This is a genomic window from Bradyrhizobium sp. CB1015, assembly GCF_025200925.1.
Classification (GTDB): Bacteria; Pseudomonadota; Alphaproteobacteria; order Rhizobiales; family Xanthobacteraceae; genus Bradyrhizobium.
The window spans coordinates 3,111,520-3,137,546 of sequence record NZ_CP104174.1 but is presented as its reverse complement, the minus strand read 5'-3'; the positions used below and the strand labels follow the sequence as shown (position 1 = coordinate 3,137,546).

Below are 26,027 nucleotides of genomic sequence, written 5' to 3'. Positions count from 1 at the left end.
GGCTCTTGATGCACGTCCGAAACCTTGCTGCGTCGCCGAAGAGTGGAAGCATCGACAAGGTTGATTTGCGTCAAGGGTCGGTCGAGCAGTTGCGAAAACCTCGCGCGTTAGCGGCGGAGTGAGCGCGGTGAGCGGTTGGACGCGTTGGGTGCCCGGGATCGATACGCTTCGCCATTACGAAGCCGATTGGCTGCGACATGATGTTTTCGCAGGTCTCGTGCTGGCGACCATGCTGGTCCCGGTCGGAATCGCTTATGCCGTCGCGTCGGGCCTGCCGGGCATCCACGGCCTCTACGCAACCATCGTCCCTCTTCTGGCCTATGCGATGTTCGGTCCGAGCCGCATCATCGTGCTCGGACCCGACTCGGCGCTGGCAGCTGTCATCCTCGGCGTTATCGTCCCTTTGTCCGGCGGCGATCCGGTCCGCTCCGCAATGCTTGCCGCGATGATGGCGCTCGTTTCGGGAACGGTGCTCATAGTGGCGGGGATCGCACGGTTGGGGTTTGTGACCGAGCTGCTGTCCAAGCCGATACGGTACGGCTACATGAACGGGATCGCGCTGACCGTCTTGATCAGCCAGCTGCCAAAGCTGCTCGGCTTCTCGATCGAAAGCGAAGGACCGCTGAGAGACCTGTGGGCGATCGCCGTCGGGATCAGCGATGGCAAGATCAATTGGGCCGCATTCGCAGTCGGACTTGGCACGTTGATCGTCATCCTGCTGCTCAAGGATAATAAACGGCTGCCGGGAATCCTGATCGCTGTCGTCGGAGCGACCCTTGTCGTTGCACTACTCGATCTCGGAACTGGTTATGGTGTGAAGGTCTTGGGCCCACTTCCGCAGGGGCTGCCGGCCTTCTCCATTCCCAGGATCGGTTTCAGCGATCTAGTCCCGGTGCTGGCCGGCGGGTGCGCCATCGCTCTCGTCTCGTTCGCCGATACCAGCGTGTTGTCGCGAACCTATGCTGCTCGTTTGGGCGACAAGGTCGATCCGAACCAGGAGATGGTGGGTCTCGGTGCGGCCAACCTGGCAACCGGGTTTTTCCAGGGCTTCCCGATCAGCAGCAGCTCCTCGCGTACGCCCGTTGCCGAGGCTGCCGGCGCGCGCACCCAGCTGACGAGCGTCGTCGGCGCGCTCGCGATCGCTTTCCTTCTGCTGCTTGCGCCGAATCTGTTGCAGCACTTGCCGAATGCCGCATTGGCGGCGGTGGTGATCGCAGCCGCGATTGGCCTGATCGAGATCGGCGATCTCAAACGAATCTACCGGATTCAACGTTGGGAACTCTGGTTGACCGTGCTGTGCTTCGTCGGGGTGGCCGTTCTCGGCGCAATTCCGGGAATCGGCCTTGCCATCGCGGTGGCCATTGCCGAGTTTCTGTGGGACGGCTGGCGTCCGCACTCCGCGATTCTGGGGCGGGCGCACGGCGTCAAGGGCTATCACGACATCACGAGATATCCCGATGCCCGCTTGATCCCCGGACTGGTGCTGTTCCGCTGGGACGCGCCGCTGTTCTTCGCCAATGCCGAGTTCTTCAAGGAGCGTATTCTGGCCGCGGTCGAGAAATCACCGACGCCTGTGCGCTGGCTGGTCGTCGCCGCCGAACCGGTCACGAGCGTCGACGTCACCGCCTGCGACACCGTTGCCGAACTGGACGAGGCGCTCCACGCCAGGGGCATCGAACTTTGCTTTGCCGAGCTCAAGGATCCCGTGAAGGACAAGCTGAAGCGTTTCGGTTTGTATGCGCAGGTCGGCGAAGCCCACTTCTTTCCGACCATCGGCTCGGCCGTCTCGAGCTACCTGGACATCAACGATGTCGAATGGGAAGACTGGGAGGATCAGGTCAAGGTTGGCCGTAGGACGGGCAACCCGTAGGATGGGTAGAGCGCAGCGAAACCCATCGACAGCATCCAAGGAGAGATGGGTTTCGCAAGTGCTCTACCCATCCTACGAGCTATCGCATATGACTGATGGCGGCAGCCTGCGCGCACGCCGGGTCCTTCGAGACGGCGCTGACGCGCCGCCTCGGGATCAGGCCAATCAGCGTCAGTGGCGGTTGAAACCGCTGCCGCTCACGGTTTGACGTAGCTCCAGCCCTGTTCCTGCAGCTCCATGACGCGAACGACACCCGATTTGACCACCGTCGCCTGCGGAATCAGATTGATGTCCTTGTTCTCCGCCTTCCGCATATTTTCCTGGGTGTTGCCGCAGGCTTTGAAGGAGATTTCGGGATTGCTCATCGCGAGCACCTCGATGCGTGGCTTCACCGGCGAGGTATCATCGCGCAGCATATGAAGACCCGGACCAAAGGTGACGACCTCGATTGACACTGGTTCACCGAGATCGCGGTAATATTGCGCGACATTGGTCGCATTGTTGAGCGTGAGGTTCATCATCGCAGGATCGTTGGAATTGACCTGCAATACCAGCTGATGCGGCTTCTTGGCGATCTCGGATTTTGTCGCCTGAGCCAGCGCCGCCCTGGTCGCAGGGGTTTGCTTGCTCGTGCGAGTCTGTCCCGGCTTGCTCGCCTGCATCTGTCTAGTCGGTTGTTTCTGATTGCTCGCCTGGTTCGTCTCGCTCGCGTGGGCGATCGGCAGGTTATCGAGCTCCGCCTGCGCGCGTGATCCGACCAGAAGCACCATCGCCATGCCGCTGATGATTGCCATCGTCCACTTCGGATTGATCATCTCGTGTCTCCCGTTCCCTGACCATCACCTTCCTGGTCTGGCGACGCTATGTGGCCATTTGCATGCAGCCGCCATTTTCTTGCGCACGTTCTCGAATCCGCTGAGCAGGAATTGTCCGTCTTGCACCTGACCAGTGCGGGCGAAAAGGCGCACAACGATGTGACCGTTCTCGGGTAGCGCGTTCAGCAACTTTACGACGTCGCCCCCGAAAGCGACGCCGGAACCGAATGACGGCGACGCTGCCGCGAGTTGCATTGGCGTGTCCGCATTCAGCCGAAAGGAGATGACGTATTCGTTGGCGCTCCGTGACAGCGCCGGTCCCGCGACCGTGACTTCGGTGCGGCCTTTGCGGCAGTGGATTGCGAGCTGCATCGCGGCTCCATCAGAGCCGCTGACAGAGGATGTGGTGGCGGTGACGATCGGCGAATAGTCGACCGGCGAGGTGGTCTCGCTGATCAGCCAGTTATCGTCCGACACCTGCCGGGCAGGCGGTGACAACTTGCGCGATGAATCTTGCAAACATTCCAGCCGGGCCGATCCGTCGATTCCTGAACAAGCCCGAAGTGCTTCCATGGAATCGCTCGTGCTTTGCGCGTAGGCAATTCCGCAGGCAACGTTGAAGGCGACGGCGAGCGGAGCAACGGCAGTGTTCATGGCTTCGCCTGGGCGCTGCGCGCCTGGCGATCCAGCCATTCCTGCGCTGCCTGGAAGCGGGTGAGCCCCGGGATGGTTGCGGCGAGATTGATCGACCGCCATTTCGGATCAAAGCCTGGCGCCTGCAGGCGATCGATCCGCGAGAACAGGTAATCGACGAGGCGCGCCACGCGTTGATAGCGATTCGAGCCTGGCCGCCAGTTGAACGCAACGAGCGCTGTCGGCACCGCGATGGTCGCGACCCGATCGCCCTGCTTGATCAGATTGGGATACTCGATCGCGTCCAACGTCGCGGGCAGATAATAGTCCTCGAATCTCCTGTCGTAGTGGACCGGGAGAAACTTGAATCCCGCCTCCCAACGACCGCGTACGAAGGCGTCGACGGGTTTCGACGTGATGAACACGACGGCCGACATCTCACCCTTGCGCATCTGTTCCAGGGCAAGCTGATGCGGAATGAACGTCTTGTCGACGTCGATGCCGAGGCGGCTGAAGATCAGCGGTCCGGAATAGGCGGCTGCGGTGCCCTGGGTATTGAAGTTCACTTTCTTGCCGGCAAGATCCTGCAGGCTCGTGATCTCCGGCCGCACGAAGATGTGCAATTCGGACGGGAACAGATTGAGCAGGTAGGTGATGCGGCTTTGGATCTGCGGAACCTGAAGCTTGTACTCGTCGAGCGCATCGGAATTGATGATCGCGGTATCGACACCACGCAGATAGAGCAGCGCATTCAGATTGTCGGTGGCGCCCCGGGTGACGATCGGCAGGAGATGCAGCTCTGCTCCGTCGTCGACGACACGGGCCATTTCAGCCGCGAGGCGAATCGGCGCGCCCTCGAGCAGGCCGCCGGCGAGCCCGACGGTCCAGGCGTTCATCCGGTCTTTTTCGCGCTCCTGAGGGAGCGGCCGTCGGACCATTTGTGCCTCCGCCTTGGCGGATCTTGCGGTTTGTGCTTCCAGGCAAGCCGGTTGAAGCAGCACGGCGATCGGCACCAGCGCGGCGAGCAGGAGCGACGAGAGCGATCTTGGCATCTTGTTCATGTCGTTCCTTTCCGGATGACCCAGCACAACCACTCGTCCCGGCGTGAATGCAAAGCCAACGCTCAGTGATGCAATGCATCCAGTCGTTCCTTGGCTCCGCGAATGCCGCTCCTCTGTGCTTTCGCGTAGAGCTCTCGCGCCTTGGCCGCCTCGCCGCGCGTTCCATAGGCACCCCAAGCGGACAGAACCGCTGGATCGTATGTCTCCGCGAGCATGAAGGTCGCCTGCGCAATGTTCTTCTCAGCCGCGAGCTCGAGTACGATCCGCGCTGCACCGATATTGCCCTGATCGAGCAACGCTTTGGCACGCGGGATCAATCGGGCCTCCACCTCGTCCTGGCCTGGATTCGTCGACGCCTCCGCTGCGGTCACGTTCTGCGCCACCGACATGATCGGGCCGTCGTTTCTTTGCGTCGCCGGGGCGCGCTGATCGGTGAGGCGCGACGCCGAGGCGAGGTCTCTCTCCTTGGCTTCAGTCCTGCTCCGCTCCTGCTGCAGCGACTGCCGCAGTTCGGCGATCTCCCGGTTCGCCGCTTGTCTCTGCTGCGAGGCCGCATCGTTCGCCTCGCGCAAACGCCCGTTCAGGATTTCGATGTCCGCGCGCGTTTGCGCAAGTTTGCCCTCCAGCGCGGCAGCGTGAGCCTGGGCCTCTTCGACGGCACGGCGTTGTTGCTCAACGTTCGCCGTTGCCGACCGGGCGGCGTCCGCCTGTTGCGCGAGGACTGCGTTCCTTTCGCGCTCCTGCTGCAGGGACTGCCGCAATTCCGCGATCTCCCTGCCCGCCGCCTCGCTTTGCTCCGCCGCCGCACCGTCGGCCATGGCCGATCCGCGGGGCATGCCGGCAAGCTCGCTCGCGAGTGCCGCGGCGCGTGACTGCGCCTCGTAGCGTTCCTGCTCGGCGCTTGCCGCTATCGCCTGCGCGGCGCTCGCTCGCTTCGCCAGGACGGCGCTCTTTTCCCGTTCCTGCTGCAAGGACCGCTGCAGCTCATCGATCTCCCCCGCTGCCGCATCCCTCTGCTGCGTGGCCCTCTCGTCCACCTCGCGCGCCTGCGCGATACGCGCCTCGATTTCGCGGCGGGTTCCGGCAAGTTCGTCCGCGAAGGCGGCGCGGCGGGCCTGCTCTCGTTGGAGAGACTGCCGCAGCTCCTCCGAGGCAATTTCCGCCGCGTGCGTGCGCTGGACCGCCTCTTCAAGCTCCCTGCGCGCGCCGGCCAGCTCACCGGAGAGCGCGTCACTGCCCGGAGCGTCGGCGTCGAGCCGCTGTCGAGGTCCCGCCGGGCTTGCCGAGACCGCTTGCATCAGAGCCTCGGACCTTTCGCTCTGAAGGAGTGCTAGCGATCCGGTCCCGATGTCAGACCGCTGGTCGAGGCCGGCGGCGCTCCCGCCGTCGATGCGCATCATTTGCAGAGTCGTTTGTGCCTTGAACGGGTCGAACGCACCGAGCAGGCCCACCCCAATGAAGATGAGGGGCACCAGAACGACAGCCGCAACGAGCGAACTGCCCGATGTTGCCTCCTCCGGATCGACATCCTCGGTCTCAGGATCCGGCGACCCGTGACCGAGCCCAGCGGCCCCCGGCGCATCATCTATCCGGGTGCTTTCTCGACCCTTGGGTGCAGTATCGATTGATCGGCGCATGCATCACGCCTCTCTCAAGAGCAACTCCATTGGAGCGATCGCCCAGCCTGTTTGCATGGTTTCGGCACCCGATCAGAACACGCGTAGATCATGATGTTGCAGCGCAGCGAGACGTCCAAATTAAATATAATAATTAACTCAAGTACATATAATTTTGACCAAATTCAAAAGTCAAATTAAATATGCTCGCCCCATGCGATTAAACGGCTCATACATCGCATGGAATATAGGGCTAGCGCCCCGAATCTGCGTATCTGACCATGTTCTCGTCGCGTCTCGGCATCGAGGAGTGACCATGCGCATTGCATTGCCGTATTTGGGAATTGCCGTCTGTTTGTCTGTTGCCACCTGGTTGGCGCTGGGGCTTGTGCTCTAGCAGCGGTTTTCCGCAAACGAGTTCGGAAATCGACTTAGGGCGGTCGCCCGAAATCACCGGTCCAACGGCGGTTTGACCTTTGGCCCGTCCGACCCGCCACGCTTCCTCCCGCGGGTGTCGGCCCAATTCACACCTTGTGAATGAACCTGTGCTATGGTCATTAAGACCTATAGGTTTGAGCCATTCTGTTTCGTCCTGTTTTGTCGCCCAAGTCGGTCATTTCTTACAAGTCGGTCATTTCTTAACAGTCACAGTTTTGGGGCGCGTCATGAGTACTCGTGGTCGGTGCGACCGTATTGCGATTCTGCGTCAACGTGTTTCGTCTCTCAGCTCTCAACTGGCAGAGCTTCAGAACCTTCGTATCCGCCTGGAAAAAGCTGAGGAAAGACGAATCCGCAGACGTTCAAGGGCCACTGGTACCTCGGCCACGCGGCGCCGGTCTTAGCAAGAGACCGCCCGAAGGCGGTCTCGCAGGCACGAGCGAAGGCGCTCCCTCAAAGATCAACCTGGACGGCAACGTTGGAGCGCACCCAATCCGATTGCCCTGCCTTCAGCCGCTTGGCTTGAAATTCAACGAAAGCCGGATCGGCGCCCAGCGACGCCAAGGTGCGACCATAGGCTTCGACGCTCTCAAAGCGGGCCACGAAGGCGTAGTTCCCGATCTCGCCACCGATCACCGACCAATAGCTAACATCGGCCCCATGTTTCCTCCAGAGTGTCGCGCCCTCCTTTGCCAGCTGCAGGACCGTCGCAAGATCGCTACCGGGCCTTGGATGCGAAACGAACTGCATAACGACTGAAGGCATATTCCCCTCCAATGATGAATGATGGCGCCAGACAACCCGGTTTGGTCGTTTGGCCCGAGGAGAATTTCAAGCAGTGCACGCTCAAGCTTGATCTGGATCAATCCACCGTTCAAGCTCGACTGCAGTCTGCCTCCCTTGCGCTGAATTGCGGCATTGCATGGAGATTGCCATGATGGAGCAGCGCAATCGCGTTGTTCAGGTCAGCCGCTTCGGTGATCCCGAGACACTGGAGGTTGTCGATGCTCCCCTGCCGACCGCTGGCCGGGGCGAGGTGCGCGTTCGCGTGCTCGCGTCGAGCCTCAACTACACCGAGGTGCTGATCAGGCGCCACCTATACCCGCAAACGATGCGCCTCCGGCCGCCGTTCGTGATGGGCTACGACGTAGTGGGAGCAATCGATCAGCTCGGCGAAAGCGTGCGCGACTTTCAGATCGGCGACCGCGTGGCCGACATGACGGTGGTCGGGTCAAACGCCGAGTATCGCACGCTTCGGGCCAACGACCTGACCCGCGTGCCGGTGGGCGTGGACGCCGCTGAAGCGGCCGCTCTGATCTTGAGCTGGACGACCGCGTACCAGCTTCTACACCGCGCGGCCAAGGTGCAGCGAGGCCAACGTGTGCTCGTCCATGGGGCCGCCGGCGCGGTCGGCCAGGCTCTGCTCGTGCTTGGGAGATTGGCCGGCCTCGAGTTGTGGGGCACTGTACGCAGCGAGCACATGGCCCTCGTCCAAAATCTGGGGGCAGCGCCGATCGACTACCAGCATGAGGACTTCACGCGGATTCTGCCGGGCGGATTCGACGTCATCGTCGACGGCGTTGGCGAAGACGGCTATCGCCGCTCATACGCGGCGCTCAAGCCCGGTGGACTGCTCTGTGCCATCGGCTTTTCGGCGAGTGTGCAGGCACAGCGTCGGATGCTCCCTATCGTGATGGAGATCGCGCGACTGTACCTGTGGAGATTGTTGCCCGGTGGCAAGCGAGCCCGCTTCTACTCGGTCAATGCCATGCGGGCGCGACATCCCAGCTGGTTCAAGGAGGACCTGGAGCAACTGTTCGGGCTGCTGGCAAGTGGTGCCATTCGGCCGCGCATCGCCGAGCGGATCTCCTTCGAGGAGGTCGCCGATGCTCACCGTCGCCTCGAGGCTGGCGGTCTCGAAGGCAAGCTCGTGCTTTGCCCGGATCTCTCCTGAGCCGCGAGGGAAAGCCGCAGTGCGTAGCATGGTAGAGCGCAGCGAAACCCATCGACAGCATCCGAGGGGCGGTATGAAAGCCGACATCAACCGTTGCGATCAATCGGGCAGCCCGGCTCGGCGCAATCCGTCCTCATATCGGGAAACGTTCACGGCCTTCTGATAAGGCCCCAACATATCCTTCAAATTGGAGAGGACCAGCGCTGGATTTAGCTCTCGCAGCCTCGCCAATAAACGGCGGGCCTGATCAATATGTCCGGCCATCGCGTTGCTTGCGGTGGCGATACGCAGGGCAGGCTGGAAGTCCGGATTGTCCCGCAACGCCATCGCAGCCCAGCCCGCCGCCTCTTCATAGCGGCCGGCAAAGAAATTTGCGTGCGCGATCCCGCTTCGCATTCCGCCGATCCGTGGGTCCAGCGGATCCAGGCGCATGGCACGCGCGAAGCGTTCGATCGCAGCTTCGGGCTCTCCGAGCCAACATTTCACCCAGGCGCCGAAACGCCACGCTTCCGCCAGATTGGGGTTCAGCACGAGCGCCCGCTCCGTCAAGTCGGCAGATGCGCCGAGATCGTGGACGACAAAGGCCAACGCCCACCCGCTCGCGGCAAGCGCAACTGCGTCATCTCGGCCCAGTTCGATCGCTCTGCGCGTGAGCCGCACGACCTCGGCCCTCTCGTCTGGCGTGACGGCAATCCGGCCATCGGCCTTGAGACGGGCGAAGCAAGATGCGGCACGCCCGTACGCACATGCGAACTCCGGATCGAGCTCGATTGCGCGATAGAACAGGCTTAGCGCCTCTTCGTTCGCCGGCAGACTGGCAAATTGGTACAGCTTGGCGGTGCCGCGCAGATAAGCGGTGTAAGCATCCAGCCGCTCCGTCGGTCTACGCTTGGCGTGCTCGATCTCCGCCTTTTCCACCGCAGGTGCGATGGCGGCGACAACGCTCTCGGTCACGCGATCCTGCAGATCGAATATGTCGCCGAGTGTACCATCGAATCGGTCCGCCCAAAGGTGCGCCCGGGTTGCACTATCGAGAAGCTGTGCCGTGATCCGTATGCGGTCTGCTGCTCTGCGGACGCTTCCTTCCAGGACATAGCGCACCCCGAGATCGCGCCCGACCTGTTTCACGTCGACCGAGCGTCCTCTGAAAGTGAAGCTGGAGTTCCGAGCAATGACGACCAGCGCCTTGAAGCGCGACAGCGCAGTGATGATGTCATCGACCATTCCGTCAGCAAAATAGTCCTGCTCGGGATCAGGGCTCATGTTGACAAAGGGGAGAACGGCGATGGAAGGCTTATCCGGCAGCCTGAGAGCCGGCTGACCTGGTTCGATCTGGCGACCGGCGATGATGGGATCTGCGTCTCCCTGGCCCTCCTGGACGCGTCCGATGAAGCGATAGCCCTTGCGCGGCAACGTCTTGATGAAGCGCTGCGCCTCGCCGGAATCGCCGATCGCGTTTCGAGCCGCGTTCAGCCGAGTGGTCAGCGCGGCGTCGGATACGACACGACCGTTCCAGACCGCCCTGATGATCTCTTCCTTGCTGAGGACGCGTTCCCGGTTTCTGATCAAGTAGTCGAGCAGATCGAAGACCCGTGGCGGTACGACAACCATGTCCGTCCCGCGGCGCAGTTCGCGCCGTTCAGCGTCAAACACGAACTCATCGAAGGAATAGCGCAAGCTGTCACGACCTGGATTACGTGAGACGATCCCAGCACCGAAAGATAAGTCATCAGTGAGCAAATAGTAAGCCGGAGGTTAAGCACCTCCGGATCTGACCCTGTATGGTCTTCGTAAACGTCCAGCTCGTTGAACAGAGGTCGCTACGGAGGACCCCATGAACGGTTTCAGTCGCGCCTCCGTCGCCATCGGCATCCTTCTCGGAATCGTCGTTTCCTTCAGCGCTGCCGCCGCCGACTGGCCGCATCGGACGGTCCGATTGATTCTACCCGTGCCGGCCGGAAGTGCAGCAGATTTCAGCGCCAGGCTCTTTGCGGAGCGGCTTTCCCAACGCTGGGGACAGGCCGTCATCGTCGACAATCGGCCGGGAGCCGATGGGGTGATCGGCGTTTCAGCCTTTCTCGGCGCCGAAGATGATCACACCCTGCTTTATGCAATCTCGGCCATATATACCGTGCACCCGATTGCGCGCGAGAAATTGCCCTATGATCCGGTGCGTGAGCTGGTCCCGATATGCCCGACTTCGGACGTTGTCCTCGCGATAGCGGCTAGCGAGAAGAGCTCGATCCGCTCGCTCGACGGTCTGGTTCAAACCGCTCGCGCTCAACCGGGCAAGCTGAACTGGGGCGGCTCGCCTGGACTTCCGCCCTTCGTCGTCGGAGGGTTCTTCAAGACCTCGAAGCTGGATCTCGCCGTCGTCCCCTATCGCGAGATTGCGCCTGCTCTCCAGGATCTTGGCGAGGGCCGTATCGATATATTCGTTCACGCGCTGGGTGTGATCATGCCGCAGGTGCAGTCGGGCAAAGCGCGGCTGCTTGCGGTGGCGAGCGAGCATCGCATGCCGCTCGTCCCTGACGTGCCGACAGTCACCGAAGCCGGATATCCCCAACTTCGAATGGACGGCGTGGTGGGCTTTTACGGCAAGCGCGGAATGCCGGATGCGCTGCGCGACCGGATTGCGTCCGACGTCCGCGACATTGCAGGCGATCCAGCCATTCGTGAGAGACTGGCCGCCGTCGGACAGGCCGCCCGTCCCGGCAGCCCGTCCGAATTCGCCGCTTTGCTGGAGCAATACCATCGGCGCCTCGCTGATCTTGCGAAGACAATCGATTTCAAGGCGATCCCGTGACCGAGGTCCGTCAAGTGACCCTCGACCCTCGGCTCGATCTGCTGGCCCTGATCAATGGTTTTCAGATCACGCAGGCAATCCGTGTCGCAGTAGTCTTGCGAGTAGCCGACCATTTGGGTGACGGCGCTCGTTCGGCCGGCGAACTCGCGGCACTGACAAGAAGCCATCCTGATTCGCTCTATCGGCTGTTGCGGGCGCTCGCTGCAGTAGGTGTTTTCCGGGAAGGGAAAGACCGAACGTTCATGCTCACTCCCATGGGTGAATGCTTGCGTACGGGTTCCGGGACGCCGCTCGGAGCGTGGGCGGAATTCGTCGGAAGCTCCTATGTTTGGCAGGCTTGGGGTCACTTGCTGCATAGCGTGCGAACCGGCGAGAATGCGTTTCAAGACCTGAACGGCAAGGACGTCTGGCAGTTCCGTGCCGAGCACCCCGAACTCGGCGCCCTGTTCAATCGGGCGATGACACAATTTTCAATCGCCGGTGCAGAGGCAGTGATCCGCGCCTACGATTTCTCTCCGTTTCGCCACATCGTGGACGTGGGCGGCGGACACGGCTTGATGCTGGCCGCGATTCTGCGCGCTCATCCCCTTATTCGCGGCACGCTCTTCGATCAGCCCGAGGTCGTGGCGGAAGCAAGGGCCGTATTGGCGGAAGGCAGCGTCATCGAGCGATGCGATATCGTGGGTGGAGGCTTCTTCGAAGCGGTCCCCGAAGGCGCCGATGCTTATCTGATGCGAGCGGTCATTCACGATTGGAAGGACGATGAAGCCATCGCCATCCTGAAAGTATGCCGGCGCGCGGCTGGGCAAGCCGCAACACTGCTTCTCATTGAAAGGATCGTCGGCCCCCCGAATGAAATGCCGGGCACCAAATTCAGCGATCTGAATATGCTTGTCTCGCCGGGAGGACGAGAGCGAACGCACGAGGAATTTTCAGATCTTCTTGGCAAGTCGGGCTTCGAATTGACGCGCGTCTTTCCGGCAAGCACGCACAATGTGATTGAAGCCCGACCGCGTTAAGCCTCGCGGAGCATCGCCCCCGCCTCGATCGCGCGTGCAGCCTCTTCAAAGTGCACTGCTTGATCCAGATCAAGGCCGCCACGGCAGCGTCACAACGGAATGGGCCCGATGACCGCGCAGAACGCGCCGCCCATAGCCAAGGAGATGATCGATCATGACCTCCTCGAATTCCCTGCGCACCCTCGTTCTCGCAGCTGCGAGCGCCCTGCTGCTCGGCACGGGCGCCCAGGCCGGGCCGCTCCCGACGCATCTTTCGACGATGAAGTCGATTGTCGATCAGTCCACGACGGAAGTGCGCTGGGTCGGCGGCTGGCGTGGCGGCTACGGCTATCGCGGCGTCGGCTGGGGTTACCGCGGCGGTTACGGTTATCGTGGAGGCTGGGGCTATCGTGGCTACGGTTATCGCGGCCTTGGTTATGGCTTGGCCGGCGCCGCCGTCGGCGGCGCGATCGCGCGAAGCGCCTATTATGGAAGCTATGGCGGCTACTATGGCAGTTATCCCGCCTACGGCTATCCGCCTGCATCGTATTACGGTTATGGCGGCAACTACGGCTATGGCTATAGCGGCGACTATTGCCCGCCTTCCGGAACCTACTGGGCCTATTAGAGCATGATCCGGAAAGTGTGCAACGGTTTTCCGAAAAGATCATGCTCAAACGATAACCTAAAGCGCGATGACGATTCATCCTAATCGCATCGCGCTTTAGTTAGAGCTTGGACTCATAACGCGCGGCCAGCCATGGCCGGATAGATGCGAGTTGGACAAAGGCAAGGTCGTTTCCCACGAGCCCGTCGCAGCACGTCGCGACGCCCTACCGTTCGCGTCGGAAGGTGGACCGCCTTTGACCCACACATCGACAGCATGGACGCACCCGTCGCAACCGCCAAGTGTATGGCCTGGACTGGCACGACCGGGGGCTCTCGGAGCTACACGGGTCGCCCGCTCACGGCAATTGTGCGATGTTCGGTCAGATACCGAACCGGAGGTTTGCCCACAGTCTTTCTGAACATGTTGACGAAACTGCTTGCGTTCTCGTATCCGAGTTCCAGGGCGACTGTCTTGACGCTTTCGCCGCTCGCCATTCTTTGCAATGCCAGGATAACATGAAGCTGGTGTCGCCAACGTCCGAAACTCATCCCTATTTCCTGGACAAGCAGGCGGCTTAAGGTGCGCTCGCTCACACCAAGCGTACCTGCCCAGTTCGCGAACGAGGTCTTCGCGCTTGGATCGGCTATCAGCATCTCCGCGAGACGCCGAAGGCGCGCCTCTCGTGGCATCGGCAAGTTCAGCTTACTGATTGGTGCATCCGACAGCTCGTCCATCAAGGTCATCACCAGCCGATCCTCGCGACCTCCCAGCGGATAGCATTCCGGAAGTTGAGCCAGCTTCAGGATCAACTCCCGGACCAGGGGTGATATCGAGATGGTGCAACACGTCGTCGGGAAGCTCTTGGCGGAGTTCGGTTCGATATACAGGCAGTGGCACTCCACGAGGCCATCGCCCCGAGCCGAGTGCGCCAGTTGAGCGGGGATCCACAACGCGCATCCGGGCGGTATGAGCCAAACGGTATTGGCCGACTCGCAACAGAGAATACCCCGTTGCGAGTACAGCAACTGAGCCTTGCGATGCTGGTGCCGCGCATAGGTCCACTCATTCGATAGCATCCCGCTTCGCAGCGTAACTGTGCGGGGCACGTTGTCTATGTCGGCACCAGGAGAGGGGGACAGCATTTCGCCGCCTTTCGGAAGTCTTGTGTCGGCGACTAGCCATCAAACCGTTCAGAGACATTATCGCAAATGGACAGAAGAGCGGCCACCCGCAACTGCGTCGCCTTCGAACTAATCTAGGCCAGCAGCGGCAACTCGCTTCAGAGCCCTTTAAGTGTTGATCCATTGGCGAGATGGGCAGCAGCACCCGTAGCTCGCAAAAGTCGCCAGGATGCGCTAATTGCACAAGCGCCAGGCAGGGCTACGGCCAGAACAGCTGTCGCTGCTATATGCAGGCCATCACGCACCCCGTCGAAAACGCCGCCTGCAACGCTGGTGACGACCAGAAAGCTACCCAGGAACGACGAGCCCACAATGACAGCGCGACCCCACGTGACAAGAGGAAACAGAGCGGGCACGATCCATAGCGAACATGCGACGCCGAAGTACCAGAGGGCCATCGCATCGAATGCCGTCGACGCCGTACCGGAGCTATCGATTTGGTGGTTCACGAATGTGAGGATCTGGATGGCTGCGTAGATCGTGTTTCCGAGCCCACAGAGCGACCACAGCAACGCCACCTTTTGCCGGGCAAGTTGAGCGGCGAGTTCAGCTGTCACATCAGTCATTGCGATAACCCAGTTTGAAGTGGACGTATTGGACTGTAGAACCAAGTCGTTTGAAAGCGTCAGAGCCGCCCTCACAGCTCCGCCCATCGTCTCAGAAGATTGTGATAGACGCCGGTAAGCATGAGGATGCCTTGAGCATCGCCGGACACGGATTTGCGCAAGTCAACAATGCCACGGTCGAGATCATAGAGCGTTGCGCGAAGCCCCTCGTCCCTGATCATCGATTGGGTCCAGAAGAACGATGACAAGCGCGCACCTCGGGTGATCTCGCTCACGCGATGCAGGCTCCCCGCTGGATAAAGGACCATGCTGCCGGCCGCCAACTTTACGGCGTGAACGCCGTAGCTATCTTCGATGATCAGTTCGCCACCGTCGTAGTCATCGGGTGCTGTGAGGAAGAGGGTTGAAGACAGGTCGGCGCGCATGCGAATGCCGAGTCCATGCGCGGATCGCACTGCGCCATCGACATGGGCATCGAAGAACATCCCGGTGTCGTATCGATTGAAAAGCGGCGGGAGGACGCGCAAGGGCAGAGCGGCACTGTTGAACAGTGCATTCCGGCCGAGAGCTCGCAGAATGATGTCGCCGGCTTGGCGCGCCTGAGGCGACTCTTCAGGGAGTTGAACATTGCGTTTGGCGAGCGATGCCAGCTCACCCGCAGTTGCCCGTCCATCAACCCAGTCGGCGGCTTCAATGATGCTGCGTATGGACTTGACTTCCTCGGCGGATAGCAGGTCTGGGATTTCGATGAGCATGTGTTTTCAGAATCTGATTGCTGCGGTGAGGGTGAAGCTACGGCCCGCGACGGGAGTCGCGTAGCCGCTTCCGAAAGCCGAGCTGTAGGTCAGCTTGTTCGTGAGATTCGTAGCCTTGAGCGCAAGATGGTGCCGCTCGTTGGGATCGTAGGAGAGCATCGCATCGATTGTGGTCGCCGCCGGGATCACCATCGAATTGAGGTTGTTGAGGTAATAGTCCGAACGATAATTGAGCCCACCCCCGACAAGCATGTGACCCGGCACGTTTCGCAGCAGGTGAGCTCATATGTGGTCCAGATCGCCAGGCCATGCTGAGACACGAACGGGACCCGGTTGCCTGCGGCCGAGACGGGCGTGAACGGGCTGATCGACGAGGCGATGATCTTGCTGTCCATATAGGAATAGGAGGCCTGAACGTCCCAGTTCGCCGTGAGCTTGCCAGTCAATCCGAGCTCAACCCCCTGTACTTGCACCTTGTCGTCGGTCGTCGTCTGTATTCCCGATGCTTGGTCGGTATAGGAAGCGTTGTTCTTCTCGACGCGGAACAATGCTGCCGTCACGCCGAGGCGGTCCTCGAACAGGCCCCACTTCGCGCCTACCTCGAAGGTCGTATCCGCTTCCGGCTGGAGGTTTGCAGCGCTTGGCGCCTGAGACAGGCCAAGCGATGAACTCAGCGAAGTGATGTTGTTGCCCGGCGGCGTGAATGAACGCGCATAGCTGAAGTAATAACTCTGATGCGTGGTGGGCTCGAAGATCAGGGATGCTTTTGGGCTGGCGAACTCAGTCGTCGTCGCGAGCGGAGATGCGCCGACCTGACCGTCGACCCGATAGTGATCCCATCGAACACCCGCAAGGATCGACAGCGTGGGCGTCAACCATATGCGGTCGCTTATAAAGGGTCCGATATCCCAGCTCGTGGCCGACAATTGATTGCCGGGCGACACCGTCAGTGCAAACCCGGGTGAGTTCGCAAACACGGGATCGAGAAGAGTGCCTGCCGGCTCGGGGCCTGAAGGAAGGTAGAAGCCGGTCGTCGCATGTTGAGAATAGACATCAAAGCCGGCGACGAGCTTGTGCCGAAACGGTCCGGTGTCGAAACGCATCGTAGCAGTCGTGACGTTCTCCCCGCCGTGACTGACCTGCTTCGTCCCGCCGACGGACCAGATTGTGTAGGGCGTCGCCAGATTGCCGGCGAGAACGTCCGTTGCGCAGCTGCTTGGAAAAGGGAAGCCGGGAGAGGCGCAGAGCGCGGGCGTAAACTTCAGATCACGTGTGTAGTAACCGACACGCGTGTCGTTGGTTAACGTGAGCCAATCGCCGAATTCACCCTTGTAGAGAGCGGTTGCAACGTCGGCCGTCGCGCGGTCGCGATCACTTTCCCGGCCGAAATAGTTTGAGCGGGGAACTCCGTACTCCGTCACGGGCTTCCCGACGACGCCCGGCGCGCTGACGATCGGAACGCCGAAATCGGGGCGTTGAACGCTGTCCTGATGCAGATAATTGAAGATCAGGGATTGGTCGGTGCCGAGGCCAAGTCCTAGCGAGCCGAGGAAGCCGCCCCGGTGGGAATAGACATGGTCGCGATCGACAACATCCTGCCCGTTCGCCATGGCGATGAATCTGAGCGCCGTCGTGTCGTTGATCTGCTTGTTGACGTCCAGAATGCCGCGTCCGTAGGGGCCCGTCCCAGCCGAGGCCTCGAACGTTGATTGGTCGCCGAGATGGGCTTTCTTGCTCTCGATCTCAATGACGCCGCCTGTCGTGCCATTGCCGAAGCTCTGTGACGAGGGTCCCTTCAGCACCAATACGTTTTCGGTTGCAAAACTATCGCGCACATAGGAACCAAAATCGCGTAAGCCATCGACGTACACGTCGCCAGAAGCGTCAAAACCCCGGATGCGGAACTGATCTCCGTTGATGCCACCGCCGCCTTCTCCGGTCGCGACGGTGATTCCCGGCACATATTGGAGCACCTGATTGATGGTGGCTGCCTGCTGCTGCTCGATGACGAGGCGCGGTATGACAGTGACGGTTTGCGGCGTGCTTTGTAGAGAATCGGAAAGACGGCTGAGACCAGTGCTCCGCTGCAGCGAATTCCCCGGCGAAAGGGCCGAGGACGCAGCCTGCGGACGCGGTTCGGCCGGTTTGCTCTGATGGCTGGCCGAGACAAGTCTCGAGGCCGGCTTCGAGCCGGCGTTCGACGCTCGTCGCCGCTTGGTAACAGGAGCCTCCACCTCGACCGGTGGAAGCGCTGTAGCCTTGTCCGCAGGCGCCGATGTTGGTTGATTGTTCTGGCCTTCCGCGTTGGCGGCGGTAACGAATAGAAAGCCGTTTGCAAGGCTCGCTGTCGCCGCGAGTCCGGAAAGTGCTGGTCGCAAGGTTTCGATGGTGGTCACAGAGCCCTCTCTGAGTACGATGATGTTGCATTGGATGGTCTTGCAATGCGGCGTGAAATGGCTTCGAAACGGCAAGCAAGAATGCCAACGAGACGTCGGCCGATCGACGTCAGCCGGTACCTCGGCGCAGCCGGAGGTGTTTCGGTTGCAGGTTGCTCGGAGTGTCGCCTGGCTTGTTCGCGCTTCGAACCTATCGTTGCAGCTTCGCCGACCACGGAGGCATAGGCCCGGACATCGGCAGCACGGCCGGAAGCTGCTACGCGTTTGAGTGCTTCGAGGCCATGCCGCCGTAAGGCGGGTTCGCTGCGCGCCAGCAACAGCGGCGCAATGCGCCGGCGGAATTCGTCGTCGCTACCGGCGACCGCCCGTTCCAGCCAAGCATCAGCAGCGGACAGGTCACCGCCGGCAAGCAGGATCGTGGCCAGATTGTACTGGGCCCAGTGATCGCCCAGCACAGCCGCGCGCCTGTACCAATGCAAGGCACGTCCTGGATTGGCCGGCACGACCCAACCTTCTTCAAGAAATCGGGCGAGAGAATTCATTGCCTTCAGGTTTGCCTTGGAAGTGCCGCCTTCGGCTGCTGCCCGAAAGAGCTCAAAACTCCGCGGCCGATCCGCCGGATCTCCGCCACGCATCAGCATCTGCGCCAGATTGACCTGGGCCCAGACGTGGCCGGCTGCTGCTGCCAATTGGAAAAATTCCGTGGCGAGTTTCGGGTTCGGCTCGACACCCCAGCCCTGTTCGTAGCAGCGGCCGACCATATTTCGCCCGTCCAAGTCGCCGGATTGGGCGGCACGTTTGAACCAGACGAAGGCAGCCGCCGGATCCCGCGCTACGCGCGTCCCATCGAGGAGCAACTGACCCCACACGATCTGTGCGGGACTGATATCGGCCTCGGCTGCGGCCTTGATCCATCGTGTTGCGTCGTGTGGACTTCGGATGAGCAAGTCACGCAACTGCTCGGTGCTCAAACGCTGGGGCCGAATTTGCAAGACTTGTTGGGGCACGACGACCGAGGCATAGGGACTTGCAACTCTCTGAGACATGCGCTCGGGAATAGGTGTGGATCGCGAGTGGATTGGCATCTTGCTTCGCTTCGCTTCGGGCATGCCGCGGTGTGACGGAATGGCTACAGCAGCCTGGTGTGGCGCTGCATCGTGCAATCCCGCCAGACCATTGCTCAATCCGGCCAACGGCCAAGAATTCTTCCAAAATGCCACCGGGCCCCGGCAAAGCCAGAGCCAGCGTCGCAGTGATTGTCTGTTTTTGGCAACGCTTTGGCGCTGCTGGTGAATGCGCCGAGAGATCAGCTCGACTATCGTCACCCGCCATGCTCGCGCGGGTCGAACCGTCCTGCGCCAACTGACCGGTAGGTTTGAAAATGCTGTTGAATGCCGCGACTTTTCCGATTGTGAGGCTGACTTACGACCAGGGCCCTTCTGGAACGGCTGACGAGGCCTTCGCCGCGTTCGAAGCCTTGCTCGATCGTGGCACGCCCTTCGTCATCATAGGGCAAGGGGCGAACGCCGAGAGCCCCCAGCACGAGCACGATGCAGATGACCGTAGAAGGCTCGCGCTGTGGTCAAAGAAGCACAAACCGCGATTGCGTGAATTCGTGAAAGCCCTGATCTATGTTGAGCCATCGGTGGCGAAGCGGGTCGGCATGAAAACCTTCCAGATGGTCTCCGAGAAATTCTGGGGATATCCGATGCTGGTCGCCGCTTCGGAGGCAGAGGCTCTGGAGATGGCGCAAGGGTTGCTGAATTCTTCGTCCACAAGCGGGAAGGTGGGTGAGGCAAGCTGAGGACCTGTCGACCTGTCCGGACGTGAGCCTTGGCCATCTCGGACGACGCAGATCTGGTGGGCTGCGTACACCTCTTACCAACCGCCGGGCGGACCATGCTGCGCGATCGGTTCGTGGCACCTCTTGAAGCTAATCATGTCCCGAGCGGCCTCAGATCCTTTATCGCATCATGCTCCTGTACACGGCCTGGCAGAAACGAGTTCGCCTCCTCGGAGGATGGCTGGCCACGGCCGCCATTCTCCGGCCAATCAATTCAACCTGCGACGCGAAGGCGCACCTCATCCCTGGCCCGCCGGCGGGACGACATACAGCGTCATCGCGAACACCGCATAGATGAAGATCATCAGGGCGCCGACGAACCAGGCCGAGCGCCCGCTGGCCGTGATGAAGGCCGAGGTCACCGTCGCGATCATCACCATGGTGACGGCCCCCGGCCAGAACTGCAGGTCCATCGGCTTCGGCCCGACGACGTAGCTGAGCAGCACCAATGCGGGTGCGACGAACAGCGCGATCTGCGAGGCGCTGCCGAGCGCGATGCTGACGGCCATGTCGAGCCGGTCCTTGCGCGCCGCGGCAAAGGCCACCGCAAATTCGGCCGCGGCGCCGACTAGCGAGACGACGATGAAGCCGACGAAGGCCGGGCTCATTCCGAAGGTTTCCGCCGCCTTCTGTACCGATTCCACGAAGATCTCGCTGACCAGCGCGACCAGCACGGTGACGACCAGCAGCGTGCCGACGGCTATTCCGATCGGCCAGTGCGCCTCCTTGTCGTCGTCGCCGTGATCGGCGCTTGCGAACAATTCCTTGTGCGTTCGCAGCGAGAACAACAAGCCGAGCCCGTAAGCGAGGATGAGCAGCACCGAAATGCCCAGGCTGAGCTTGTTCAGGATGCCCCCGCCTTGCGGCAGGTGCTCGAGATCGGCGACTGCCGACGGCGCAAGCAGGGCGACGGTTGCCATCAGCAACAGGCCGGACGAGAGCCGCGCGCCGGCGCGGTTATACTCCTGCACATGGTAGCGCAGACCGCCGAGCAGCAGGCAGGCGCCCAGCATGAACACCGCGTTGGTGACGATCGCGCCCGCGATCGAGGCCTTCACCAGCATGTACTGGCCTGCGCGCAGCGCTGCGATGGCGATGATCAACTCGGTCAGGTTGCCGAGCGTTGCATTGAGCAATCCGCCCACGGCATCGCCGGTCTTCGCGGCGACCGCCTCGGTGGCATGGCTGAGCAGCGCCGCCAGCGGCACGATGGCCAGCACCGACAGCACGAACAGCAGCGTGTGGAAATGCGGCGCCACCGCCTCGGCCACCAGCACGATGGGCACGAAGGCCAGCATCCAGAGCAAAGGGGTATTCCGGATTTCCCTGAGCAGAGTCTGCATACGGGCCGTCCTTCCATCGATGCGCCGATGGAAAGGTCGGGCGGCCGCGCAGGGCGAGTGTTGATCTGTCTCAACGTCGGCGTGGTGGAGACGGTGCGCCCAGGACGCGCATGCGGCCGGCTCCCGACCCGATCGCTGGCACGTTGGCATCCTGCCAGTGTTTTGCCCGACGGGTCAACTTGATCGCGGCCGTGACCGCCGCCGCGACACGGCAGGAAAATGCCTTATCGATCAAAGGGCCTTCTACTGTGCATGGGGTTGTCTTTCGAGTTTTGCTTGTGGCCTCGCCATGCGCCTGACGGGGCAGACGACCGGCGCGGCGCTCGCCGCCGCCTGCTTCGCGCTCGCGGGTCATGGCGGCGCGACACTGGCGCTGGCGCTCGGCGCGGGCTTTGCCGCGCTCGGCAGCGTGATGAGCTCTTCTTGCGGCTCGCGGTGATGTAAGCCGTCAGGCCGCCGTCACGCCGACAGCAGGCGTGATGGTCTCGTTGTCCAGCGCGGCCAGGCGCTCGTCGATGGCCGCGATGACCTTGCGCGAGTACGGTCCGAGATGCGCATAGGCCGCGATCATCTGTACGGCGATGCGCGCCGATGACGTGTCGCGCTTGGCGCAGTTCATGAAGGTCTGCCAGAGCGCCCCCCGCGCCTCGGGAAGGGCGGAGACCACCTTGTGCACCGTCTCCATGGCGCCGAGCTTGGAGCGGATATCACCTTCGGCCAGCTCGGAACGCTGCCTGGATCGGTCGAGCAACGTCATCAGGCGCTCGACGCGGGCTGCGTAGGCGGCCGGACTGTAGATGTGCTCCAGCACCCGCTTGTAGTCCGTCAGGATATCGCGCAACGGGCGCACCGGATCGAAATTGATGCCCGCCATGCACTGGTCGGCGCCGATGGTCGGCGCCACGTCATGGCCCGAATGCAGCCGGCCTTCGCGCTCCAGGCGGCGCGTGAGCTGCGTATTCGGCAAGGCATAGAGCAGGCCGACCATGGCCACGGGAATCGCCGCCTCCTCGATGAACTCGATCATCGACTCCGCCATCGAGACCTTCTCGTTGTCGAAGCCGACGATGAAGCCCGCGGTGACGAGCATGCCGGCGGCGTAGATCTTGTGGATGCTCTCGGCGATGTTGCGCCGCGTGTTCTGCTTCTTGCGCATCGCGACCAGCGTCTCGGGATCCGGACTTTCGATGCCGACGAAGATGCCGAAGAAATTCGCCGCACCCATCAGCTCCAAGAGCTCCGCATCGTCGGCGAGATTGACCGAGGCTTCCGTGGAGAATTCGAACGGATAGCCGTGCGTGCGCTGCCATTCGGCGAGCTTCGGCAGGAATTGCCGCAGCGACTTCTTGTTGCCGATGAAATTGTCGTCGACGAAATCCAGATGGCCGCGATAGCCCATCTTGTAGAGCGTCTCGAGCTCGACGAACATCTGCTCGATCGTCTTGGTCCGCGGCACGCGCCCGTAGAGCTCGATGATGTCGCAGAACTCGCAGGTGAAGGGACAGCCGCGCGAATATTGCACACCGAGATAGAGGTAGTCCTCGAACTTGAGCAGGTCGAAGCGCGGCACCGGCGTCTTGGTGACGTCGGCCTGGAACTTTGGTGCGGTGAAGACGCCGGACCGCGCGCCACTCTCCCAGGCTGCGATGAATTCGTCGATGACGCTCTCGGCCTCGCCGAGCACCCGGAAATCTGCCCGCTCGTAGATGTGGGGGCTCGAGGTGGGATCCGGTCCGCCGACCACGACCGGCTTGCCGGCCGCGCGGCAGAGCTCGATCAGGCGCAACGTGTCGGCCTGCTGGGGCAACATTCCGCCGGTGAACACGACGTCGGCCCAGGCGAGATCCTCCTCGCCGAAGGACGCCGTGTTGCAATCGATCAGTCGGACCGTCCAGCTCTTGGGCAGCATCGCGGCAACGGTGATCAGGCCCAGGGGGGCGGCCGGGCGCTTGACCCCCAGCACTTTGCAAGATTCGCCGAAGGTCCAGAAGGACTCTGCCGAGAACAGCGGGTAGAGCATCAGTACGTTGCAGGGACTCGGCACGTTCATGGAACTCCTTTTGCGTCGGCGCAGTGTACCAAAGTGCCCGCGACTTGCACCCCGGCAAAAGAGACAAACTGTCGCCGCTGCGCAAGCCGTGCGGGGCCCTGGAACCGGCATTCATAGCCGGACGTCGCCTCAAGCCGCGGATTGGCGCCCTCGGAATAAGGCGTCAACCCGAATCGATTGCGAAGGGATGAGGCAAAACGACGTCCCGGTCCATACACCAGAGCGACAGGGCCATGCGTTCCGGCCACCCCTCGGACTGTTGATTTGAACCGTTCCAGTTTGCCCGACACATTGCGCCCCTGAGTTCAATCGGTGGATTGGGCCAATCAGGGGACTTGCGATGGCAAACCTAACAATCAACGGAAAAACCTTCACGCTCGACGTCGAGCCGGATACGCCGCTGCTCTGGGCGATCCGCGAGAATGCTGGCCTGACCGGCACCAAATACGGTTGCGGCATTGCACAATGCGGCGCCTGCACGGTTCACCTCGACGGCGTTGCGATGCGCTCCTGCGGGATCTCGGTCAGCGAGGCCGAGGGCAAGAAGATCACCACCATCGAGGGGCTCGCCTCGGGCAATGCGCTGCACAGGGTGCAGGAGGCCTGGATCGCCCAGGACGTGCCGCAATGCGGCTATTGCCAGAGCGGCATGATCATGGCGGTGGCTGCGCTCCTGAACGAGAAGCCGAAGCCGACCGACGCCGACATCGACGAGGCCATCACCAATATCTGCCGCTGCGGCACCTTCCAGCAGGTGCGCGAGGCGATCCACATGATCGCGAGCGCGTAAGGAAATCCCCACATGAACAAGCATATCTCGCCGCGGCTCAATCGCCGCGCCTTCGTCATCGGCACGGCCGCGGTCGGTGCCGGCCTCGCCATCGGTCTCGACCTCCCCTTCGGCGGCCCCGCCGTGGTCCGTGCCGCCGACGGCTCGCCCGAGATCGGCGCCTGGGTCGTGGTCAGGCCCGACGACACCGTGGTGATCCGCATCGCCCGCTCGGAGATGGGCCAAGGCTCGCTGACCGGCCTCGCCCAGCTGGTCGCCGAGGAGCTCGAGTGCGACTGGACCAAGGTCACGACCGAATATCCGACCCCCGGCCAGAGCGTCGCCCGCAAGCGCGTCTGGGGCGATTTCTCCACCGGCGGCAGCCGCGGCATCCGCTCCTCGCAGGACTATGTCCGCAAGGGCGGCGCCACCGCGCGCGTGATGCTGATCCAGGCCGCAGCGGATGCCTGGAAAGTGCCGGCCTCCGAATGCAGGGCCGAGAACAGCGTCATCACCCATACGCCGTCGGGCCGGACCACGACCTACGGCAAGGTCTCCGAGGCTGCGGCGAAACTGACGCCGCCGGCGGACGTCAAGCTGAAGGATCCGAAGGACTGGAAGCTGATCGGCAAGGGCGTCAATCGGCTCGACACCGCCGACAAGACCACCGGCGCGATGGTCTACGGCATCGACGTCAAGCTGCCGGGCATGCTGAACGCCGCGATCAAGGACTGCCCGGTGTTCGGCGGCAAGCTGAAGAGCTTTGACGACGCCAAGATCGCCAACATGAAAGGCGTCAAGAAGGTGATCAAGGTCGGCGACACCGCCGTCGCCGTTGTCGCCGACACCTGGTGGCACGCCAAGACCGCGCTGGAGGCGCTGCCGATCGTCTGGGACGAGGGCGACAACGCAAAGGTCTCCAGCGAGTCGATCGCGAAATGGCTGGCCGAGGGCCTCGACAATTCACAGCCGGCCTATGTCGGCAACAAGAACGGCGATGCGAAGGCTGCGATTGCCGGTGCCGCCAAGAAGGTCGAGGCCGTCTACTCCTATCCCTACCAGAACCACGCCACGATGGAGCCGATGAACGCCACCGCGCTCTATACGGCAGATAAGTGCGAGGTCTGGTGCGGCACGCAGAACGGCGAGGCGGCGTTCGCGGCGGTCCTGGAGGCGTCCGGCCTGCCGGCCGAGAAGTGCGACGTGCACAAGGTGATGCCAGGCGGCGGCTTCGGCCGGCGCGGCCAGACCGACTATGTCCGCCAGGCCGTCATGATCGCCAAGCAGATGCCGGGCACGCCAATCAAGCTGCTGTGGTCGCGCGAAGAGGACATGGCGCACGGCAGGTATCACCCGATCACCCAGTGCAAGATGACCGGCGCGTTCGATGCCAACAACAACCTGATCGCCCTGCACTACCGCCTGTCCGGGCAATCGATCCTGTTCTCGCTCCGCCCCGAAGCGTTGCAGAACGGCATGGATCCCGCGGCATTCCAGGGCGTCGCCCAATCCGGCGAAGCCGCGATCGGCTATTCGGTGCCGAACCTTCTGGTCGAGCATGCGATGCGCAACCCGCACGTCCCGCCCGGCTTCTGGCGCGGCGTCAACGTCAATCACAACGCGATCTACATGGAATGCTTCATGGACGAGCTCGCCCATGCCGCAGGCCAGGACCCGCTCGAATTCCGCCGCAAGCTGATGGGCAACCACCCCAAGCACCTCGCGGTGCTCAACGCGGTTGCCGAGAAGATCGGCTGGAACACGCCGGCGCCGCAAGGCGTCTATCGCGGCATCGCGCAGGTGATGGGCTATGGCAGCTATGTCGCCGGCGCCGCCGAGATCTCGGTAACCGACGGCAGCAAGATCAAGGTGCATCGCATCGTCGCCTCCACCGATCCCGGCTACGTCGTCAATCCGGCGCAGGTGGAGCGACAGGTCGCCGGCTCCTTCGTCTATGGCCTCTCCGCGCTGTTCTACGGCGGGTGTACGGTGAAGGACGGCAAGATCGAGCAGACCAACTTCGACAGCTACAATTCGATGCGCATCAACGAGATGCCGAAGGTGGAGACGGTGATGGTGCCGAGCGGCGGGTTCTGGGGCGGCGTCGGCGAGCCGACCATCGGCGTCGCCGCGCCGGCCGTGCTGAATGCGTACTTCGCCGCGACCGGCAAGCGCATCCGCCAGGTGCCGCTGCGCGACCAGAACATCACCTTCGCGTAAAGCATGATCCGGAAAAGTGTGGAGCGGTTTTCCGAAAAGATCATGCTCAAACGACAAATCGCGGCGGCCGTATCGGCCGCCGCAGCATTTTCCGGACAGGTCT

General features: G+C 62.1%; 22 protein-coding genes and 2 pseudogenes. 9 read left to right on the top strand and 15 right to left on the bottom strand.

Going from position 1 to position 26,027, the window contains the following annotated elements; translation table 11 throughout:
* Nucleotides 1–127 precede the first annotated feature (127 nt).
* A complete protein-coding gene (locus N2604_RS14385) occupies nucleotides 128–1,870 on the top strand; it encodes a SulP family inorganic anion transporter (protein ID WP_260376224.1) in 1,743 nt (580 codons plus the stop codon).
* Nucleotides 1,871–2,067: 197 nt separating this feature from the next.
* Here the strand turns inward: N2604_RS14385 and N2604_RS14380 are convergent, their stop codons facing one another.
* The 5 genes from N2604_RS14380 to N2604_RS14360 form a co-directional block, all read right to left on the bottom strand.
* Complete coding sequence (locus N2604_RS14380; protein ID WP_260375280.1) at nucleotides 2,068–2,685, bottom strand: hypothetical protein; 618 nt, start codon at nucleotides 2,683–2,685, stop codon at nucleotides 2,068–2,070.
* Between the two features lie 24 nt (nucleotides 2,686–2,709).
* Nucleotides 2,710–3,339, bottom strand: coding sequence for a hypothetical protein (locus N2604_RS14375; protein WP_260375279.1), 630 nt, complete (start codon nucleotides 3,337–3,339; stop codon nucleotides 2,710–2,712).
* Nucleotides 3,336–4,379: a TAXI family TRAP transporter solute-binding subunit gene (locus tag N2604_RS14370; protein ID WP_260375278.1), complete on the bottom strand. Its 1,044-nt coding sequence runs from the start codon at nucleotides 4,377–4,379 to the stop codon at nucleotides 3,336–3,338. Before N2604_RS14370 ends, N2604_RS14375 begins: the two co-directional genes overlap by 4 nt.
* A 62-nt stretch (nucleotides 4,380–4,441) precedes the next feature.
* Nucleotides 4,442–6,016 (bottom strand): hypothetical protein, encoded by a 1,575-nt coding sequence (locus tag N2604_RS14365; protein WP_260375277.1) that lies wholly within the window; start codon nucleotides 6,014–6,016, stop codon nucleotides 4,442–4,444.
* An 870-nt stretch (nucleotides 6,017–6,886) separates the two neighbouring features.
* Nucleotides 6,887–7,198 carry a hypothetical protein gene (locus tag N2604_RS14360; RefSeq protein WP_260375276.1) on the bottom strand — a complete coding sequence of 104 codons (312 nt, stop codon included), beginning with the start codon at nucleotides 7,196–7,198 and terminating at the stop codon, nucleotides 6,887–6,889.
* Between the two features lie 169 nt (nucleotides 7,199–7,367).
* Between N2604_RS14360 and N2604_RS14355 the strand changes: the two genes are divergently transcribed.
* Nucleotides 7,368–8,387 carry a medium chain dehydrogenase/reductase family protein gene (locus N2604_RS14355; RefSeq protein ID WP_260375275.1) on the top strand — a complete coding sequence of 340 codons (1,020 nt, stop codon included), beginning with the start codon at nucleotides 7,368–7,370 and terminating at the stop codon, nucleotides 8,385–8,387.
* 99 nt (nucleotides 8,388–8,486) lie between these two features.
* Here N2604_RS14355 and N2604_RS14350 read toward each other — a convergent pair whose 3' ends face one another.
* Nucleotides 8,487–10,064 carry a winged helix-turn-helix domain-containing tetratricopeptide repeat protein gene (locus N2604_RS14350; protein WP_260375274.1) on the bottom strand — a complete coding sequence of 526 codons (1,578 nt, stop codon included), beginning with the start codon at nucleotides 10,062–10,064 and terminating at the stop codon, nucleotides 8,487–8,489.
* A gap of 157 nt (nucleotides 10,065–10,221) precedes the next feature.
* On the opposite strand from N2604_RS14350, the gene N2604_RS14345 reads away from it, so the two are divergent.
* The 3 genes from N2604_RS14345 (at nucleotide 10,222) to N2604_RS14335 (ending at nucleotide 12,819) form a co-directional block, all read left to right on the top strand.
* Nucleotides 10,222–11,193 (top strand): tripartite tricarboxylate transporter substrate binding protein, encoded by a 972-nt coding sequence (locus N2604_RS14345; RefSeq protein WP_260375273.1) that lies wholly within the window; start codon nucleotides 10,222–10,224, stop codon nucleotides 11,191–11,193.
* Nucleotides 11,190–12,212, top strand: a complete 1,023-nt coding sequence (locus tag N2604_RS14340) for an acetylserotonin O-methyltransferase (RefSeq protein WP_260375272.1) — start codon at nucleotides 11,190–11,192, stop codon at nucleotides 12,210–12,212. Before N2604_RS14345 ends, N2604_RS14340 begins: the two co-directional genes overlap by 4 nt.
* Nucleotides 12,213–12,366: 154 nt before the next feature.
* Nucleotides 12,367–12,819, top strand: a complete 453-nt coding sequence (locus N2604_RS14335; RefSeq protein ID WP_260375271.1) for a hypothetical protein — start codon at nucleotides 12,367–12,369, stop codon at nucleotides 12,817–12,819.
* A 100-nt stretch (nucleotides 12,820–12,919) separates the two neighbouring features.
* Here N2604_RS14335 and N2604_RS39780 read toward each other — a convergent pair.
* The 7 genes and pseudogenes from N2604_RS39780 to N2604_RS14300 form a co-directional block, all read right to left on the bottom strand.
* Nucleotides 12,920–13,021: pseudogene (locus N2604_RS39780) on the bottom strand (IS5/IS1182 family transposase); the annotation flags it as partial.
* Between the two features lie 118 nt (nucleotides 13,022–13,139).
* Nucleotides 13,140–13,610, bottom strand: coding sequence for a helix-turn-helix domain-containing protein (locus tag N2604_RS14325; protein ID WP_260375270.1), 471 nt, complete (start codon nucleotides 13,608–13,610; stop codon nucleotides 13,140–13,142).
* A gap of 105 nt (nucleotides 13,611–13,715) precedes the next feature.
* Nucleotides 13,716–13,877, bottom strand: a pseudogene (locus N2604_RS39775) (AraC family ligand binding domain-containing protein); the annotation flags it as partial.
* 203 nt (nucleotides 13,878–14,080) lie between these two features.
* Nucleotides 14,081–14,548, bottom strand: a complete 468-nt coding sequence (locus N2604_RS14320; protein ID WP_260375269.1) for a hypothetical protein — start codon at nucleotides 14,546–14,548, stop codon at nucleotides 14,081–14,083.
* A gap of 71 nt (nucleotides 14,549–14,619) precedes the next feature.
* The gene (locus N2604_RS14315) at nucleotides 14,620–15,303 is read right to left on the bottom strand and encodes a Fe2+-dependent dioxygenase (protein WP_260375268.1); all 684 of its coding nucleotides are present in this window, start codon (nucleotides 15,301–15,303) and stop codon (nucleotides 14,620–14,622) included.
* Between the two features lie 185 nt (nucleotides 15,304–15,488).
* Nucleotides 15,489–17,699, bottom strand: coding sequence for a TonB-dependent siderophore receptor (locus N2604_RS14305; protein WP_260375266.1), 2,211 nt, complete (start codon nucleotides 17,697–17,699; stop codon nucleotides 15,489–15,491).
* Nucleotides 17,696–19,024 (bottom strand): tetratricopeptide repeat protein, encoded by a 1,329-nt coding sequence (locus N2604_RS14300; RefSeq protein ID WP_260375265.1) that lies wholly within the window; start codon nucleotides 19,022–19,024, stop codon nucleotides 17,696–17,698. The genes N2604_RS14305 and N2604_RS14300 overlap by 4 nt, the downstream gene beginning before the upstream one ends.
* A 56-nt stretch (nucleotides 19,025–19,080) precedes the next feature.
* Between N2604_RS14300 and N2604_RS14295 the strand changes: the two genes are divergently transcribed.
* Nucleotides 19,081–19,503 (top strand): hypothetical protein, encoded by a 423-nt coding sequence (locus tag N2604_RS14295; RefSeq protein WP_260375264.1) that lies wholly within the window; start codon nucleotides 19,081–19,083, stop codon nucleotides 19,501–19,503.
* A 278-nt stretch (nucleotides 19,504–19,781) separates the two neighbouring features.
* On the opposite strand, the gene cax is transcribed toward N2604_RS14295, so the two are convergent.
* Nucleotides 19,782–20,885 (bottom strand): calcium/proton exchanger, encoded by a 1,104-nt coding sequence (cax, locus tag N2604_RS14290; RefSeq protein ID WP_260375263.1) that lies wholly within the window; start codon nucleotides 20,883–20,885, stop codon nucleotides 19,782–19,784.
* Between the two features lie 289 nt (nucleotides 20,886–21,174).
* Here cax and N2604_RS14285 point away from each other — a divergent pair, with 289 nt between their 5' ends.
* Nucleotides 21,175–21,324, top strand: a complete 150-nt coding sequence (locus tag N2604_RS14285) for a hypothetical protein (protein WP_311740002.1) — start codon at nucleotides 21,175–21,177, stop codon at nucleotides 21,322–21,324.
* A gap of 9 nt (nucleotides 21,325–21,333) precedes the next feature.
* Here the strand turns inward: N2604_RS14285 and N2604_RS14280 are convergent, their stop codons facing one another.
* On the bottom strand, nucleotides 21,334–22,935 hold the full coding sequence (locus tag N2604_RS14280) for a B12-binding domain-containing radical SAM protein (RefSeq protein WP_260375262.1): 1,602 nt from the start codon (nucleotides 22,933–22,935) through the stop codon (nucleotides 21,334–21,336).
* 340 nt (nucleotides 22,936–23,275) lie between these two features.
* Here N2604_RS14280 and N2604_RS14275 point away from each other — a divergent pair, with 340 nt between their 5' ends.
* On the top strand, nucleotides 23,276–23,725 hold the full coding sequence (locus tag N2604_RS14275) for a (2Fe-2S)-binding protein (RefSeq protein ID WP_260375261.1): 450 nt from the start codon (nucleotides 23,276–23,278) through the stop codon (nucleotides 23,723–23,725).
* 12 nt (nucleotides 23,726–23,737) lie between these two features.
* The gene (locus N2604_RS14270; RefSeq protein WP_260375260.1) at nucleotides 23,738–25,924 is read left to right on the top strand and encodes a xanthine dehydrogenase family protein molybdopterin-binding subunit; all 2,187 of its coding nucleotides are present in this window, start codon (nucleotides 23,738–23,740) and stop codon (nucleotides 25,922–25,924) included.
* The last annotated feature ends 103 nt before the right edge of the window (nucleotides 25,925–26,027 follow it).

Bases quoted from the DNA above. Each gene is read 5' to 3' on its own strand.
- N2604_RS14380 (WP_260375280.1), bottom strand. From the start codon at position 2,685: ATGATCAATCCGAAGTGGACGATGGCAATCATCAGCGGCATGGCGATG.
- N2604_RS14375 (WP_260375279.1), bottom strand. From the start codon at position 3,339: ATGAACACTGCCGTTGCTCCGCTCGCCGTCGCCTTCAACGTTGCCTGC.
- N2604_RS14370 (WP_260375278.1), bottom strand. From the start codon at position 4,379: ATGAACAAGATGCCAAGATCGCTCTCGTCGCTCCTGCTCGCCGCGCTG.
- N2604_RS14365 (WP_260375277.1), bottom strand. From the start codon at position 6,016: ATGCGCCGATCAATCGATACTGCACCCAAGGGTCGAGAAAGCACCCGG.
- N2604_RS14360 (WP_260375276.1), bottom strand. From the start codon at position 7,198: ATGCCTTCAGTCGTTATGCAGTTCGTTTCGCATCCAAGGCCCGGTAGC.
- N2604_RS14355 (WP_260375275.1), top strand. From the start codon at position 7,368: ATGATGGAGCAGCGCAATCGCGTTGTTCAGGTCAGCCGCTTCGGTGAT.
- N2604_RS14345 (WP_260375273.1), top strand. From the start codon at position 10,222: ATGAACGGTTTCAGTCGCGCCTCCGTCGCCATCGGCATCCTTCTCGGA.
- N2604_RS14335 (WP_260375271.1), top strand. From the start codon at position 12,367: ATGACCTCCTCGAATTCCCTGCGCACCCTCGTTCTCGCAGCTGCGAGC.
- N2604_RS14320 (WP_260375269.1), bottom strand. From the start codon at position 14,548: ATGACTGATGTGACAGCTGAACTCGCCGCTCAACTTGCCCGGCAAAAG.
- N2604_RS14315 (WP_260375268.1), bottom strand. From the start codon at position 15,303: ATGCTCATCGAAATCCCAGACCTGCTATCCGCCGAGGAAGTCAAGTCC.
- N2604_RS14295 (WP_260375264.1), top strand. From the start codon at position 19,081: ATGCTGTTGAATGCCGCGACTTTTCCGATTGTGAGGCTGACTTACGAC.
- cax (WP_260375263.1), bottom strand. From the start codon at position 20,885: ATGCAGACTCTGCTCAGGGAAATCCGGAATACCCCTTTGCTCTGGATG.
- N2604_RS14285 (WP_311740002.1), top strand. From the start codon at position 21,175: ATGCGCCTGACGGGGCAGACGACCGGCGCGGCGCTCGCCGCCGCCTGC.
- N2604_RS14280 (WP_260375262.1), bottom strand. From the start codon at position 22,935: ATGAACGTGCCGAGTCCCTGCAACGTACTGATGCTCTACCCGCTGTTC.
- N2604_RS14275 (WP_260375261.1), top strand. From the start codon at position 23,276: ATGGCAAACCTAACAATCAACGGAAAAACCTTCACGCTCGACGTCGAG.
- N2604_RS14270 (WP_260375260.1), top strand. From the start codon at position 23,738: ATGAACAAGCATATCTCGCCGCGGCTCAATCGCCGCGCCTTCGTCATC.